General features: G+C 70.3%; 17 protein-coding genes. 6 read left to right on the top strand and 11 right to left on the bottom strand.

What is annotated here, in order from left to right; genetic code table 11:
- Nucleotides 1-2 precede the first annotated feature (2 nt).
- The 4 genes from D7Y04_RS31315 (at nt 3) to D7Y04_RS31300 (ending at nt 3,855) form a co-directional block, all read left to right on the top strand.
- Nucleotides 3-1,448 (top strand): complex I subunit 1 family protein, encoded by a 1,446-nt coding sequence (locus D7Y04_RS31315; protein WP_121753321.1) that lies wholly within the window; start codon nt 3-5, stop codon nt 1,446-1,448.
- Nucleotides 1,449-1,475: 27 nt separating this feature from the next.
- Entirely contained in the window at nt 1,476-2,234 is a 759-nt protein-coding gene (locus D7Y04_RS31310; protein WP_121761636.1) for an NADH-quinone oxidoreductase subunit I, read from the top strand.
- Nucleotides 2,235-2,407: 173 nt separating this feature from the next.
- The gene (locus tag D7Y04_RS31305; RefSeq protein ID WP_121761635.1) at nt 2,408-2,770 is read left to right on the top strand and encodes a ferredoxin; all 363 of its coding nucleotides are present in this window, start codon (nt 2,408-2,410) and stop codon (nt 2,768-2,770) included.
- Nucleotides 2,771-2,787: 17 nt separating this feature from the next.
- Nucleotides 2,788-3,855 (top strand): S9 family peptidase, encoded by a 1,068-nt coding sequence (locus D7Y04_RS31300; protein WP_158627614.1) that lies wholly within the window; start codon nt 2,788-2,790, stop codon nt 3,853-3,855.
- 8 nt (nt 3,856-3,863) lie between these two features.
- Here D7Y04_RS31300 and D7Y04_RS31295 read toward each other — a convergent pair whose 3' ends face one another.
- Nucleotides 3,864-6,470, bottom strand: coding sequence for an adenylate/guanylate cyclase domain-containing protein (locus D7Y04_RS31295; protein WP_366934545.1), 2,607 nt, complete (start codon nt 6,468-6,470; stop codon nt 3,864-3,866).
- A gap of 99 nt (nt 6,471-6,569) precedes the next feature.
- Here D7Y04_RS31295 and D7Y04_RS31290 point away from each other — a divergent pair, with 99 nt between their 5' ends.
- Nucleotides 6,570-7,433, top strand: a complete 864-nt coding sequence (locus D7Y04_RS31290; protein WP_120594636.1) for a hypothetical protein — start codon at nt 6,570-6,572, stop codon at nt 7,431-7,433.
- 6 nt (nt 7,434-7,439) lie between these two features.
- On the opposite strand, the gene D7Y04_RS31285 is transcribed toward D7Y04_RS31290, so the two are convergent.
- The 8 genes from D7Y04_RS31285 to D7Y04_RS31250 all read right to left on the bottom strand — a co-directional run bounded on the left by D7Y04_RS31285 (nt 7,440) and on the right by D7Y04_RS31250 (nt 11,775).
- Nucleotides 7,440-8,363: a hypothetical protein gene (locus D7Y04_RS31285; protein ID WP_199749764.1), complete on the bottom strand. Its 924-nt coding sequence runs from the start codon at nt 8,361-8,363 to the stop codon at nt 7,440-7,442.
- Between the two features lie 225 nt (nt 8,364-8,588).
- The gene (locus D7Y04_RS31280; RefSeq protein ID WP_120594637.1) at nt 8,589-8,897 is read right to left on the bottom strand and encodes a YtxH domain-containing protein; all 309 of its coding nucleotides are present in this window, start codon (nt 8,895-8,897) and stop codon (nt 8,589-8,591) included.
- Nucleotides 8,898-8,949: 52 nt separating this feature from the next.
- A complete protein-coding gene (locus D7Y04_RS31275; RefSeq protein ID WP_120594638.1) occupies nt 8,950-9,330 on the bottom strand; it encodes a hypothetical protein in 381 nt (126 codons plus the stop codon).
- 26 nt (nt 9,331-9,356) lie between these two features.
- Nucleotides 9,357-9,551: a hypothetical protein gene (locus D7Y04_RS31270; RefSeq protein WP_120594639.1), complete on the bottom strand. Its 195-nt coding sequence runs from the start codon at nt 9,549-9,551 to the stop codon at nt 9,357-9,359.
- 73 nt (nt 9,552-9,624) lie between these two features.
- Nucleotides 9,625-9,834: a DUF3618 domain-containing protein gene (locus D7Y04_RS31265; RefSeq protein WP_120577360.1), complete on the bottom strand. Its 210-nt coding sequence runs from the start codon at nt 9,832-9,834 to the stop codon at nt 9,625-9,627.
- On the bottom strand, nt 9,824-10,297 hold the full coding sequence (locus D7Y04_RS31260) for a phage holin family protein (protein WP_120594640.1): 474 nt from the start codon (nt 10,295-10,297) through the stop codon (nt 9,824-9,826). Before D7Y04_RS31260 ends, D7Y04_RS31265 begins: the two co-directional genes overlap by 11 nt.
- 169 nt (nt 10,298-10,466) lie before the next feature.
- Nucleotides 10,467-11,231 (bottom strand): endonuclease/exonuclease/phosphatase family protein, encoded by a 765-nt coding sequence (locus D7Y04_RS31255; RefSeq protein WP_120577362.1) that lies wholly within the window; start codon nt 11,229-11,231, stop codon nt 10,467-10,469.
- 25 nt (nt 11,232-11,256) lie between these two features.
- Entirely contained in the window at nt 11,257-11,775 is a 519-nt protein-coding gene (locus D7Y04_RS31250) for a hypothetical protein (RefSeq protein WP_120594641.1), read from the bottom strand.
- A gap of 315 nt (nt 11,776-12,090) precedes the next feature.
- Between D7Y04_RS31250 and D7Y04_RS31245 the strand changes: the two genes are divergently transcribed.
- On the top strand, nt 12,091-13,161 hold the full coding sequence (locus tag D7Y04_RS31245; RefSeq protein ID WP_120594642.1) for a M23 family metallopeptidase: 1,071 nt from the start codon (nt 12,091-12,093) through the stop codon (nt 13,159-13,161).
- Nucleotides 13,162-13,180: 19 nt separating this feature from the next.
- On the opposite strand, the gene D7Y04_RS31240 is transcribed toward D7Y04_RS31245, so the two are convergent.
- Together D7Y04_RS31240 and D7Y04_RS31235 are read right to left on the bottom strand one after the other, a co-directional pair.
- On the bottom strand, nt 13,181-13,942 hold the full coding sequence (locus tag D7Y04_RS31240) for a TetR/AcrR family transcriptional regulator (protein WP_120594658.1): 762 nt from the start codon (nt 13,940-13,942) through the stop codon (nt 13,181-13,183).
- Between the two features lie 153 nt (nt 13,943-14,095).
- Nucleotides 14,096-14,446: a helix-turn-helix domain-containing protein gene (locus tag D7Y04_RS31235; RefSeq protein WP_014398120.1), complete on the bottom strand. Its 351-nt coding sequence runs from the start codon at nt 14,444-14,446 to the stop codon at nt 14,096-14,098.
- Nucleotides 14,447-14,468: the final 22 nt, after the last annotated feature.

Below are 14,468 nucleotides of genomic sequence, written 5' to 3'. Positions count from 1 at the left end.
CCATGAGCCGTATCCTGACCATGCTGTTCGCCATGGCCTTCATCGTCTTCGCCATCGCTGGCGGAGTGGCCTCGGCGTATCTGGTGGGCTACCTGGCGGAGGAGTACCTCTTCGAGGGTGCCAGCCGCCTGACGAACATCATCTTCCTGATGCTCGTCTTCGTGATGATCACCGCGACGCTGCTCACGCTGGCGGAGCGCAAGTGGTCCGCGTTCATGCAGGACCGCGTGGGCCCCAACCGCGCGCGCCTGTCCGCCATCCCGGGCCTGGGCAACCGCTCCCTGGGCGGCATCCCGCACATCATCACCGACGTGCTGAAGATGCTGACCAAGGAGGACTTCGTCCCCGGCACCGCCAACCGCTTCCTGTTCAACCTGGGCCCCATCCTCGCCTTCGCGCCGGTGTTCGCGCTGTTCGCGGTGGTGCCGGCCGGGCCCACGGTGAACGTGTTCGGCAAGACGGTGGACATGGTCGTCGCCACGCCGGACTTCGGCATGCTGTACCTGCTCGCCATCGCGTCGCTCGCCGTCTACGGCACGTCGCTGGCCGGCTGGTCCTCCAACAACAAGTTCGCGCTGCTGGGCGGCGTTCGCGCTTCCGCGCAGATGATCAGCTACGAAGTGGCGCTGGGCCTGTCGCTGGTGGGCCTGTTCCTGGCCTTCTCCTCCGTGCAGCTGCCCACGCTGGTGGGTGACGTGGGCAACGCGCTCGTGTCCGGCACCGGCCAGGCGAAGTACCTGTGGCGCACGGACGGCGGCTTCGACCTGGGCCTGCCGGCGTGGGGCATCTTCATCCAGCCCCTGGGCTTCATCGCCTTCTTCGTGGCCTCCTTCGCGGAGACCAAGCGCGCCCCGTTCGACGCTCCGGAAGGCGAGTCGGAAATCATCGGCTACTTCGTGGAGTACTCCGGCATGAAGTTCGGCATGTTCATGATCTCCGAGTTCGTGGAGGTCGTGGTGCTGGCCGGCGTGACGGCGTCGCTCTTCTTCGGCGGGCACCACCTGCCCTTCGGCGGCGAGTGGCTGGCGGCGCAGCCCTTCTTCCAGGAGCACGGCTGGGTGTACGGCACGCTCCTGGGCACGGTGTTCTGGATCAAGGTCATCCTGCTCATCTGGGTGCAGCTGGTGATCCGCTGGACCTTCCCGCGCTTCCGTTACGATCAGATCCAGAACCTGGGCTGGAAGATCCTCCTGCCCGTGGGCCTGGCCAACGTGTTCATCAGCGGCGCGCTGGTGCTGTGGGATCCGTCCCTCCAGGCGCTGGGCGTGGTGGGCCTGCTGGAGATCGGCTTCGTGATCGCGCTGACGATGACCTCGGGTTCCAAGGCGGCGGACGCGCACGACGCGGCGCACGGCCATGGGCACGACGCGCACGGCCACGGAAGCGATGCGCACGGCCTGCCGGCGCACGCGGACCCCCACTCCCACTCCCCGGCGGGCGCGCACTAGCGCGGTCCGGAAGCGAGACAAGACACCATGGCGTTCAATGCTTCCCAGGACCCGCGCACGGACCTCCGCGAGCGGATGTACATCCCGGAGCTGCTGCGCGGTCTGGCCATCACGACCAAGCACTTCTTCCGCAACATGTTCGGCACGCGCGACCCCAACCCCCAGGTTGTGGACCGCACGGGCATGAACCTGATGACCACGGTGGAGTACCCGGAAGAGAAGCCCATCTATCCGGAGGGCTACCGCGGTCTGCACCGGCTGGTGCCGCGTGACGACGGCAAGCCGCGCTGCGTGGCCTGCTACATGTGCGCGACCATCTGCCCCGCGCAGTGCATCTACATCGAGGCCGGTGAGTACGAGACGGCGTCCTCCGACTCCGAGTCGGCGGTCATCGAGAAGTACCCCACCCAGTTCGTCATCGACGAGCTGCGCTGCATCGTGTGCGGCCTGTGCGTGGAGGCGTGCCCCAAGGACGCCATCCGCATGGACACGTACATGCACACGCCGTCCGAGTACAACCGGCAGAACTTCGTCTACGACATCCCGAAGCTGCTCAAGGGCCCGCCGGTGTCGCACCCGTCCGACCCGTGGAACAAGCGCGACAGCTCCTCGGAGCCGCACCACGTCCACAAGGAAGCGCACACGCGCGTCGGCGAGGGACACGCGGACCACGGCCAGGGCCACGCCAAGCAGTTGGGCGCGGGCCACGGCCACGCCAAGGCGAGCACCGGGCACGCGGTGGTGACGCAGCAGGGTCCCATCCAGGTGACGAAGTTCATCAAGTAGTCCTCTGTTTCGCACCGCGTGGGGCGGGCCGTCCGCCGCCCCTTCGCACGCATCCCGGCCCGCCTCCTTCCCGCTGGATTGGGAAGGGCGGGCCGAAGCCTTTTCTGGGGGCATGTGGTGATGCTGCACCTCTTCAATGCGCATGGTGCCGGCCTGGCACGGGGAGCCCCGCCGTGAAGCGCTACCGGATGTCGGTGTGCAAGGGCTCCAGCTGCCGCGCGGGCGGCTCGGACGCGGTGCACGTGGCGGCCCGCGAGGCGCTGGCGGAGAAGGGCCTGCAGTCGCGCTGCGAGCTGTACCGGGGCGGCTGCTACGGCTTCTGCCACATGGGGCCCAACGTGGTGGTGCGCGAGGACACGGGCCGCAAGCGAGACCCGCTGTCCCCGGAGGACTACCAGCTCATGGGGTGGCCTGGAGAGGTGTACTACTCCGGGATGACGGCGGAGAAGATGCGCCGCGTGGTCGCTGAGCACATCCAGGACGACGTGCCGGTGCGCGAGCTGTTCGGCCAGCCGGACTCCGGCGACGACGACTGACGTTCAGGAGGTGGGCCGTGCTTCGCGCATCCCGTTCTCCCCTCCTCCTGCCGGGTCTCGTGGGCCTGCTGGTGCTGGGTGCATGTTCGCGGCCCGTGGCCCCGGCGCCCCTGAAGGTGCTCGGCGCGCATGCGGATGCGGACAGCCCCCGCGTCGTGGGCGCGGCGCTCGTCCGGGACGGTGATTCGCGCGACGAGCTGCTGCGCCGCCATCCCCGTGTCGAGCCCGACGCGGCGCTGACGTCCACCCTGAAGGGCATCCTCGAGGACTCCGGGCAGCGTCTGCGATGGAGCGCGGCCCCCGCGGAGGACCTGGAGTGTGACAACGACGACGTCCGCTTCCGGATCCAGGTGCGGGTGCCGCCCACGTGCCGGGAGCGCGTGTGTCCCGTGCTCGCCTTTTACACAACGGGCTGTCCCCGGCCGGACTACCACTGGCGCCCGGAGTTCTTCCTCCGCGCGGGCTTCATCTTCGCGGAGCCCGCGGTGCGGGGCACCAAATGCTCCGAGGACTGGGCCCGCGCGGACAACGGGCCGCTACGCGTGGCGGCCGCCACGGACCTGGAGGCCGCCAGCCGCTGCCTGCGCCAGCGCTTCACCCGCGATGGAGTGGTCCCCAGGCTGGGCATCCTCGGGTGGAGCTACGGAGGCAACCAGACGCTGGTGGGCATGACGCGCTTCGCGGGCAGCTACGATGCGGGCTTTGCCTTCGCGGCCAAGACGGACCTGGCCTCATTCCTCTCCCAGACGACGCCGGAGCTGCGCGGTGCCCGGGCCTCTGAGTACGGAGAGCCGGAGCGGGACGCGGAGCGGCTTCGCGTCATCTCCCCCGTGACCTGGGTGGACCGGGTGGAGGCCCCCATCGCCCTGATGCTGGGCGCGAGGGACCCCAAAGTGTCGCTGTCGGACGCGGACGTCTTCGTGCGCAAGCTCCGGGCAAGGGGCCAGGACGCGACCCTGATGATCATCCCCGAGCACGCGCACCTCACGGAACGCCCGGAGGAGATCGCCTTCGAGCACGCCCACCTCCTCCAGTTCTTCACCACGCGCTTCGGTGTGCCCCTGAAGGTCGACACGCAGCCCTGACGGGCGGCCTAGCGCGTGTCCGTGCTGCGCCGGCCCCAGCGGATGACGCCGTCCCAGTCCTCGGGCGGCGGCGCCTGGATGAGGCGCTGGCAGCGCTGGACGTAGACGCGGGCCACCGGGTCGCCGTGCTCCACGGTGCAGCGGCGGAACAGCTCCTGGGCCACGATGAAGTCGCGCCCGTAGTAGGCGGTGAGGGCCTTCTCGTAGAGGGCGATGCCGGCCTGCTTCTCGGGAGAGAATTCGCCCCGGCGGCCCAGGAGCTCGTGCACGCGCACGGGCTGGGGACGGTCTCTCAGGAGCACGCGGTCCACCTCGCGGAAGACGTAGGCGTCGCTGGCGAGCTGCGCGGTGGCATGCCCCACCAGCACCTGGGTGCCGTACTCCTTGTTCGCCGCCTCCAGCCGGCCAGCCATGCTCACTGCTTCGCCCATGACGGTGTAGTGGGACTTGAGCTCGCTGCCCATGTCGCCCACCAGCAGGTCGCCCGTGTCGATGCCGGCGCGCACCGACAGCCGGTGGCCGAACTGCTTCTCCCAGAGCGGCTGCTTCTGCGCGAGCGCCGCATGGAGCTTCAGCGCCGCCTCGCAGGCCAGGTGCGCATGGCGGTCCGTGCGCACGGGCGCGCCCCAGAAGGCCATCACCGAGTCGCCGATGTACTTGTCCACCTGCCCCGCCGTGGCGCGCACCACGGCGGTCATCTCCGTGAGGAAGGTGTTGAGCAGCGGCACCAGCTGCTCCGGTGGCATCGCTTCCGACAGGCGCGTGAAGCCCTCGATGTCGCAGAGGTACACGGTCATCTGCCGGCGCTCCGGCTTCATCAGGCTCACGTCGCGCGCCACCAGCCGCGCCACGTCCGGGCTCACGTAGCGGCCCAGCGCGCTGTGCACGAACTCGCGCACGTCCTGTTCGGTGCGGAAGGCGTAGAGGGTCGTCACCAGGAACGCGAGCCCTCCGGACCACAGCGGCCCCGCGACGGCGATCCACACCTGGTCATGGACGAAGACGTAGCCCGCCGCTCCCACGTAGCCCGCTCCGGCCGCCACCGCCACGCAGACGAAGAGGAAGGCGCCGCCCACGGAGCGCAGGAGCCAGCTGCACGACAGCGCCAGGAACGCGCCGATGAACGCGAGCCCCATGGTGGCGAGCATGTCCACCTTCGGCGGCGCGCGGGTGATGCCGTCCGACGCGAGGATGTTGGCGAGCGCCTGGCCCAGCACGGCGCCGTTGGCGATGCCCGGCCCGATGGGCGTCACCCGGCGCTCGGGCGCGTAGCTGCTGGTGTTGGTGAGGATGACGGCGCGGCCATCCAGGTCGTGGTCGAAGCGGACGGGCCGCGCCTCTTGCGAGTCGAAGAGGTTGAGCAGCACGTTCCACGCGCGGATGGAGCGGGCGAGCGGGCCGCGAGCACCGCGGGTGGCGGCCGGGGCCTCCCAGCGCAACAGGCTGTAGCCGGCCGCGTCCATGGGCACGGAGTACTTGTCCCCGATGTAGAGGCGCCCCTCCGCGTACCGCAGCTTCTGCGTGCCCGCGAGCCGCATGGCGGCGGCCAGGGGCAGCGAGGGCAGGACGTAGCGCTCACCCCCGCGCGGGCTGTACGCGACGAGGTGGGGCACGCCGCGCACGACGCCGTCGGAGTCCGCGGGCAGCGTGGTGGCGCCGTAGCCGCTGGCCTGGCTGAGCAGCGGCGTCACCGGGTGCTGGAGCTGGCGCACCTCCAGGAGCTTCTCCGGATCCAGCCCCTGCACCTGCACGGAGGCCAGGGCGAGGAACAGGTCCGACGGGGCCACGCGGAAGGCGTCGTCCGCGGCGCGGCGCTCCTGGATGGACGCGGCGGTGGTGCCCAGCTGCTCGCCCAGGCTGCGGCCCTCGCCCTCGTCCGCGACGCCGGCCCAGACCTCCAGGGCCTTGCCCGCGGGGATGAGGAACGCGGGGCGCTGGAGGGCGAGGACGGACTGGGCGCGGGTGCGGGCCTCGGTGACGCTGGGGTAGCTGCCCAGGCGGACGCGGTAGGGCCATAGGCGGCCGGTGGGAGGAAGTGAGCGGGTGCCCTCGGCGCCCCAGCGGAAGGCGAGCACGGAGTGGCCGGGGTCCTGGTCCAGGAGGGCACGGAGCGCGTCGTCGTCCTGGGACAGGGCGCCCCGGCCCGAGCGCGTGGGCGTGACGCAGGCGCGGGGGCTGAGCTCCGGGTAGGCGAAGTCCAGCATCACCACGGAGGCGCCCTCCTCCACCAGCCGGTGCACCATGCCGCCCATGACCTGGCGCGGCCACGGGTACGCGGCGATGTCCGCGCGGGGGCCCTGCTGGGCTTCGGCGAGCGTGTCGTCGTCGATGGAGACGAGCACGACGCGGTCGGAGCGCTCGGACACCTCTCCCAGCTGGCGGATGCGCCAGTCGTAGAAGACGCGCTCGCCGCCGTCTATCCAGCGCGAGAGCCCGTCGATGAAGCCGGAGGGCGACAACCAGGGCGCGGGCGTGTCCTCCGGCCGCACGGGGCCCGTGTCGCGTTGGGAGACGAGCAGGCCCAGCAGGCAGCCGAACAGGGCCGCCATGGCGAGCGAGAAGCCGAGCCGGTGGAGGAAGCGGCGGCCAGAGGAGTGGATGCGGAGGCGTTGCACGAGCGGCGCACAGGATACTCCGTCGGAGCCCCGCGCCCATGGGCAACACGCGCGGTATGGTTGGCCGCCGTCACCCGTGCCCCGTTCAAGAGAGTGCCCATGAAACGCCTGTTGCTGTCCGCCCTGGCCACCGTGTCCCTGCTGTCGCCGCTCGCCTGTGACCTGGAGAAGACGACCAACCAGCTCAAGGCGGACCACGTCATCGTGGGCACCCTCCTCTCGACGCCGCAGGTGGACGTGTCCGCGTCCGCCATGGCGGGTTACGACGCGGGGACCTTCGGGCCGGACGGCGGGGACGTGGTGAGCTTCCCCGGGCAGACGGCGGCGTTCGTGTTCTTCGGGACGAAGTCGGGGGAGAACTCGCAGCCGCAGGGCCTGAGTGGGGCCACCGTGACGCTGAACACCGGGAGCGCGGCGGGCGTCCCGCTCAACGGCCAGGGAGGCGGCAGCTACGGCGTGACGAGCGACTCCACGGACGACCTGAAGTACGCGTCCGGCGCCACCTATTCGTTCTTCGCGGAGCAGGGTGGGACGAAGTACGAGGCGCGGGTGGAGGACGCGCCGACGAAGGAGGTCATCCTGGGGCTCCATCCGGCGGAGGGCTTCGTGCGGATCAACGCCAACACGGCGCTCGCGTTCGACCGGCCGCCGCCTCCGGCGAACCAGGACCGCACGCTGGGCTTCGTGACGGTGGTGCCGCTGGGGGCGAACGGGGAGAAGGGACAGACCACCTATTCGAACGTGCCCACGTCGCCGGTGGAGTTCCTCCAGCTGGCGGCGACCCCGGCGCTGTTCCGCGAGGCGCGCGTGACGATTCCCGCCACCGCGTTCCCGACCCCGAAGCAGACCTACCTGGTCGTCTTCCAGGCCGTGCGCATGGGCGGCCCGGAGTCCGACAACCTCTTCCTGGGCAGCGTCGTCCTGGCGGGCACCGCGGAAGTGGGCATCGTGCGGACGAACTGAGCGCGTCTAACCGGCCTCGATGTCCAGGCCGATGCGCTCCTCCAGCTTGAGGCGCAGGAGGTGGCCCGCGAAGCGCTCCGACTCTTCGCGGGTGAGGATGCTGCGGAAGTCGGGACCGTCCGCGATCTCCACCTCCATCACGGCCCCGCGCTGGAGGAGCCGGAAGAAGTCCTCCCCTCCTCCGGGCCTGGGCACGCGCAGGGGGATGAAGCCCTTGAGCGGCACGACGTCCGTGCTCGCGTCGATGACGCGCAGCAGGCCCGGCGCGTCCGGGCGCACGGCGTCAGAGGCGACGGACTCCTCCGCGTAGAGCGGCGCGGGCGGAAGCGACAGGTCCTCGGTGGAGTCGTCGAAGAGGAAGCCGTAGCGGGACGGCACCCGCTGCGTGAGCAGGTAGCAGAGCAGGACGGATTCATCCGGCTGAATTCGCGCGACGTGGAGGATGGAGCGCTCCGCGCCCACTCGGCGCAGGAGCAGCGTGAGGTGCGGCTGGCTGCGCTGGAGGTAGCGCTGGACGCGGTCCAGCAGCGTGGTGCGGACCTCCGTGAACGCGGACTGGTAGCGGGCTTCGCTCTCCGTTTCGCGCTGGGAGACAGCGTCTCGAGCCTTGGCGAGCTTGGCCTCCGCATCGCGCAGGAAGTCGCTGGCGGATCCCTGGGGCTGGAGGCCCGGAGTCGTCGAACCGGCGTCCATGCCCGCGGCACGCACCGCGCCCAGCAGGAATGAACCCTGCTGCGTGAGCCGGGCCTGCTCCTCGCGGAACTGGATGACGGAGGCCGCATGCTCGCGCTTCAGCTCCGCCCAGGCGTCGTAGGCGGACTCCAGCGTCTCCAGCGCACGCAACTGTCCCAGCGCACCCTCGGGTCCGGAGGCCCACGGCGTGTCTGTGTTTCGCGCGGGAAGTGACGTGGACTCATCCACGGCGGGCATGTCCACGGGCGTGTCGTGTCTCGGTGGCGGTGTCGCCCCGGGCGGTTTCGTACCGGATGTCCGTCGATTCTTCGCCGCGCTCACCGGGTCTGCTCCTGATGCGAAGGCTCGCCCATCGCCTCGCATCCTAGGCCATTCGCCCTCCCCCTCCGCCGGAAACACGAAGGCCCCTCCCCGCCATGAGCGGGAAGAGGCCCGTGTGCGACTCCAAGGCACGCCCTGGAATCAGGTCGTCCGCTGACCCGGCGGCACCGTGGAGCCGGCGCCCTGCTGGGTCTCCGAGCCACGCGAGTTGTTGATGGCCGTGGCCAGCTTGTCCTGACCGCCCTGGATGCGCTGGCGCAGGTCACCGCGCAGCTGCTGGCCCGGCTTGTCCGCGAGCAGCAGGCCCACGCCCACGCCCACGAGCACGCCCGCCGCGAAGATGCCCAGCGCCGGCAGCGCCGTCTCCGCCGTCGTGCGGCGCGTCTCCAGGCCGATGAGGTCCAGCACGTCGTCCCTGTCCAGCTTCTTCAAGTCCTTCAGGCTCAGCATGTCCGACTCCGGGGAAATGACTTCGGGGAAAGACGCGGGTGCTTCGGAAATCCTAGACGCTGCCCGACGGCGGCGGGCCACGGCCCGTCTGGTAGCCCTGGAAGGCGGACTCCGCCATGCCCATCAGCTCATCCTTCACGAAGGGCAGCGCGGCCAGCCGCACGCCCAGCTTGAGGATGCGCCCGGTCAGCGGCGTGAAGAGGCCACCGCCCAGCACGTAGCCCACGCCCACGGCGATGGCCAACGTGCCATAGGGATTGCGCTCCACGCGCCCCTTCAGGTCCAGCGTCTGCCCCAGGTCCGCCACCGCGCTGCGCGCGTTGTCGATGAACTGCTGCGCGTCCGAGCCCAGCTGATCCACGCGCTGGCCGAAGCCCGCGTCGTCACCATGTTCCGCCGTGCCGTTGCCCGTCGTGCCCGAGTAGTTCGTCATGTCCGTGCTCGCTTTCAGGCAACCGGTTAGCGGGACGCGATGCGGCCCACGATGAAGCCCACCGCGATGGCGCCCAGGAGGCACGTGCCCGGGTTGGCCTTGATGAACCCGACGACCTGGTTGTTCAGGTCCACCAGATTCTGCCGCGCCTCGTCCATGTCCGGCAGCTGATCCTGAATCTGCCGCGCCCGGTCTGCCATCTGCTGCGGATTGATTTCCATGGAAGCCCTCTGCTGTGCGTTCGTTTTCCGATTGCGTCTTGAAGTGTCTGCATCCAGGGCCGCGGGCGCAGCCTCAGCGCCGCGAGCCCACCAGGTAACCAACGAGGAAGGCGGTCCCCACGCAGGTGTAGGGATGCTTGCGCACCCACTGGCGCCAGTCGGTGACTTCCGCCACCTCCACCCGGAGCGCGCTCACCGACGTGGCCAGGTCGGCCCGGGTGCGCTCGATTTCCTCGCGAAGCGCCGCGCTCGTACGCGGCAGGTGTCCATTGCTAGCGCCCATCCCGCGGCTCCTTGAAAGCCATTCCCGTTGCGTCCTTCAGCGTGTTCACCCCGGGCGCCGCGGACACTCGCGGCTGCGCCGTGGTGAGCGCCGCCATGCTGCGCGACAGCTCGCTCACGCTGTCATCCATCATCTGGCGTGACTTCATCCGCTTCACCGCGCGCAGGATGCCCAGACCGCCGCCCACCAGGTTCACCGCGCCCACCAGGGCCAGCGCACCCGCCCACCCCGTCCACGGAGCGAGCACGGCCGCCAGCGCCCCGCAGACGAAGGCGTACCCCACGAGCAGGAAGGGCACGAACACGGCGATGCTCGCCACGTCCAGGCCCATGGCCTTCGCGTCCTCCGCCAGCTCCACGCGCGCCAACTGGAGATGCTGCGTCACCAACCGACTGAAGCCGTCCGCCATGCGCCCGACGAGCGCGGCGACGCCGCGGTCCGTCTGTTCACTGCCCACGTGCATGCGCTCTCCGGCCGACGCTCACGTCCCTGTGCGCGTGGGCGCCAACCTAGGCACCCCACCTCCCCGCGACAACCACGGCGCGAGGAATTTGTCCGGCGTTCGCCAGCGTCGGCCACTCAACGCGAGAAACCACCGGACCCACGTGAGAGCCTACCCCAAGCCCATACTCCTAGCCGATCAGCTGCACCGGCGGTGCGACGGGCGGCTGCACGGCGATGGGCGCCTCGAAGCGCATCACCAGCGGCAGGTGGTCCGACGCCACGCGGCTCAGCGGCGAGCGGTGCGGCGTCACCGACACGGGCCGTACCCCCGAGTCCACGTAGATGCGATCCAACCGGAACAGGGGCAGCCTCGTGGGGTACGTGCGCGCGGCGGCGCCCAGCTCGAACGCGGCGTCGTGGATGGCCTCGCGCACGAGCGACGACACCGGCCCGTTGCCCCACGAGTTGAAGTCTCCGCACACCACCATGGGGTCCTTGCGGGCCGCGTCGCGGAGCAGGTCGGCGGACAGCAGGAGCGCTTCCTGCCGCCGCCGCTCGCTCACGGACAGGCCCAGGTGGAGGCAGAAGACGTGCAGCTGCTGCCCTCCTCCCAGGTCCAGATCGCACCTCAACGCGCCCCGGGGCTCGCGGCGCGGCACGCTCAAGTCGTAGTTCTTCGACTTGAGCACCGGCAGCCGGCTGAGGATGGCGTTGCCGTACCTTCGGCCGTTGCGGACCACGTTGGGTCCGAAGGCCATGTGCATCCCGAGCATCGCGGCCAGGTGCTCGGGCTGGTCCTCCCGGGACGTCTTGCCCCGGAAGTCCCCCACCTCCTGCAGGGCGATGATGTCCGCGTTCACCTCGCGGAGCACCAGGCCCACGCGCTCCAGGTCGAAAGCTCCGTCCACGCCGATGCCGGAGTGGATGTTGTAGGAGACCAGGGTCAGCTCCACGCGTCGTTCACCCTCCCCTTCTTGCTCAGGCCGGAATGATGCGGCGGGCCGCCAGGCGCACCGCCTCCAGGGGCAGCAACGCCAGCCGCTGCACGGCCGACGCCACGTCACCCACGCCAGACTGGATGGCCTTGAGCTGCCGGCGCGCCTCGTCGATGAGGTCCGGCAGCCGGCCCTGCTGCGGCGGCCGCTCCTGCGTGGGCGGCAGGGCGCCGATGGGCGCCGTCGTCCCGATGATGGGCGACGCGGCCGCCTTGCGCTGCTTCTTCTTCGACGCCCCGCTCACGCGCGACACCGGCCCGTGGGAGAACTTGGCGTCCGCATCCGGACGGGCCAGTTCCTCCAGCTGGAGCTCCATCTTGCGCGCGTTGAGGATCTCCTCCGTCTGCGCGTGGCTCTTGCCGTAGTGGATGCCCTCGTGTTCGTCCACCGACACCCGCGACGACTGGGCCAGGTGCTCCTTGTCGCGCTGACGAAGGCCGCGCTTCTGCGGCGGGAGCGTCTTGGGAACCTGGAAGTGGTCGAAGCTGTAGGAGCGAGGCATGCGTGCCCTCCCTTTCGAAATTGATGTGCTGCGTTGATGTCGGAAAGCTAGGGAGCCCCTCGCCGTCCGTAACGCCTTGACACGGGGAGAACTGGCACGGCTGCCTGCCTCACGTCCGGCCAGGAACAGCCTTTCGCCTCCGAGGGCACCCAAGTACCGGCAATGGCACATTTCTGGAGCCTGCTTCCGGGACGTGCGACCAGGCGTCCAGCGGGAGTCAGCCAGCCGAGCCCTTCCGGGCAGAGAAGCAGCCAGCCAACACGCCCGACGCCGGTCCGGGAAGGTTCCGCGCGTGCGTGGTGTAAAGAACGGCCCATGCCCGCCCGGACCCCTTCCGCCGCCCGCTTCTTCGTCCTCTCCCTGCTCGCCTCCGGGTCTCCGGCGTTCGCCGCGGCCACGCCCACCGCCCCCAACGCAGTGGTGACGGGCAGCGTGCCGGGCTCCTCGGCCACGCCCACCGCGTCGGGCCTCCGCGCCCCGGGCGCGCCCACGACGGGCGCCGTGATCCAGGGCGAGCTGGCACCGCTGAAGGTGGCGCCCCTGGACGGGCCGCGCCTGTCGCTCCAGCCCGCCAACCCCAAGCCGGGCGACCCGGTGCTGGTGACGGTGAACGGCGCGTCCTCGCTGCCCACGGGCTCCATCGCGGGCCGGCCCCTGCGCTTCTTCGCGTGGAACAACGGCTACGCGGCCCTCTCCAGCCTGCCGGTGGAGCAGACGGAAGGCACCGTGGCGGTGGACGTCACGGCCCCCGGGCGCGGCCTGCCGGTGCTGCTGTCCGGCGTGCTCAAGGTTGGCGCGCCGGGCTTCCGCGAGCGCGAGCTGCGCGTGGCCAACAAGTACGTGAAGCCGCCCAAGGCGGTGAAGGCGCGCATGGAGGCGGACCGCAAGGCGTTCGCCGCGGCGTTCGCGCAGCCCTTCCACACGCCGCTGTTCGGCCAGAACTTCGCCTGGCCGCGCGAGGCCACGGTGACGGCGCCCTTCGGCGACCGCCGCTCGTTCAACGGCAAGCTGCAGACGCAGCACTTCGGCGTGGACCTGGATGGCGCCACGGGCTCGCCGGTGGTCGCCGCCAACGACGGCACGGTGGTGATGTCGCGTGAGAATTACGCGTCCGGCAACACCGTGCTCGTGCACCACGGCGCGGGGCTCTTCACCGCGTACTTCCACCTGTCGCGCATCGACGTGAAGGACGGCGCGCAGGTGAAGCAGGGCGACCCGCTGGGCCTGGTGGGCAGCACCGGCCGCGTCACCGGTCCGCACCTCCACTGGGGCGTGAAGGCGGATGACCGCTGGGTGGATGGCCAGACGCTGCTCAAGCTGGACTTCACCGGCGCCCCGGAAGCGCCGGGCGTGGCCACCAACGCGCCCGGATTGAGCAACCCGTAGCGCGCCGCGCGGCCTCTTCTCAGCCGCGCTTGGGCGTCCGGGACTTGGGCGCGGCCTTCTCCCGCTTCGGAGGGGTCGCGTCCTGGGGCTCCTCACCCTGCGGAAGCTCGTGCTTCACGGGCTCGTGCTTCGCGGGCTCCGCCTTGGAGGACGCGCCGCTCAGCAGCACGCCGTGGAGGAACGAGTCGGCGATCTGCGTCTTCGCGCGCTCGAGCATCGCCGTGTCGCGCGCGTCCGCCAGCCCCACGACGAAGGCCGTGAGCCCCATTTCAATGGAGCCGAAGAGCAGCGCGGACGCGAGCAACGGATCCACGTCCGGGCGCAGCTCCCCGGATTCCTTCGCGCGGGTGAACATCTGCGCGCTCAGGCGGATGACGTCCACGAAGGCCGTCTGCCGGTTGATGCGGGCTCCGGCCGGTGAACGGGCAATCTCCAGGATGAGCACCTTCACCGCGCGGGGGTCCACGCGGTAGGCATCGAAGGCCACGTCCGCGATGCGGCGGACCTTCTCCACCAGCGGCCCCTCGCTCTCCGCGACGGCGCGCGCACGCGCAATGAAGCCGCTCCAGCCCGTCTCGAAGACGGTCTCCAGCAGCTCATCCTTGTTCTTGAAGTAGTGGTAGACGAGCCCGTACGCGACGCCCGCCTCCTTGGCGACGTCCGCGATACGGCAGCCGTGGTAGCCCTTTCGGGCGAACACGTCGATGGCGGCCCGCAGGATGGTGCGGCGACGCTCGCTCTCCCGCGTCCCGTTCTCCGGCGCCGTCTTCTGCTGGCCCACGCGTCCTCCCATGACTGGTTGATTCAAGAATCAGCCAGCCACGCTATGGACGCGGGGCCCCGGGGTCAATCCTTACGTGGGGCCCTCCGCCTCGCCGGGGGGGAGGCGGGCGGAAGGGAAACGCACGGGGAAGAGCCCTCCCCGGGAGGGGATTCAGGCCGCCGAGCCGTTGAACATCACGCGGGCCACGCCGAGCAGGCGGTCCACGTCGCGCGCGTTCAGGCCGCGTGCACGGGCGAAATCCGAAAGGGGACGCAGCAGGTCCTCCGTCTGGGCAGGCGTCTGCTCGGTGCCCGTGAAGAGCTCACCGAGGCTGACGCTCAGGGCGTTGGAGAGCGCCGCAAGCGTCTCCACATGGGGCACGCGCTCGCCGCGTTCGATCATCGACAGGAAGGACACGCTGATCTGCGCTCGCTCCGCGAGCTCTTCCTGCGTCCATCGCTCCGGGCGCTGCGTGCGAAGCTCGCGAATGCGCTGGCCAATTCTTTTTCCGAGATCCGACACGAAGTACTTCTCCTCTAGGGGG

The organism is Corallococcus sp. AB038B (assembly GCF_003668955.1).
In the GTDB taxonomy this organism is placed as follows: domain Bacteria; phylum Myxococcota; class Myxococcia; order Myxococcales; family Myxococcaceae; genus Corallococcus; species Corallococcus exiguus.
This window is presented reverse-complemented; position numbering and strand designations above follow the sequence as displayed.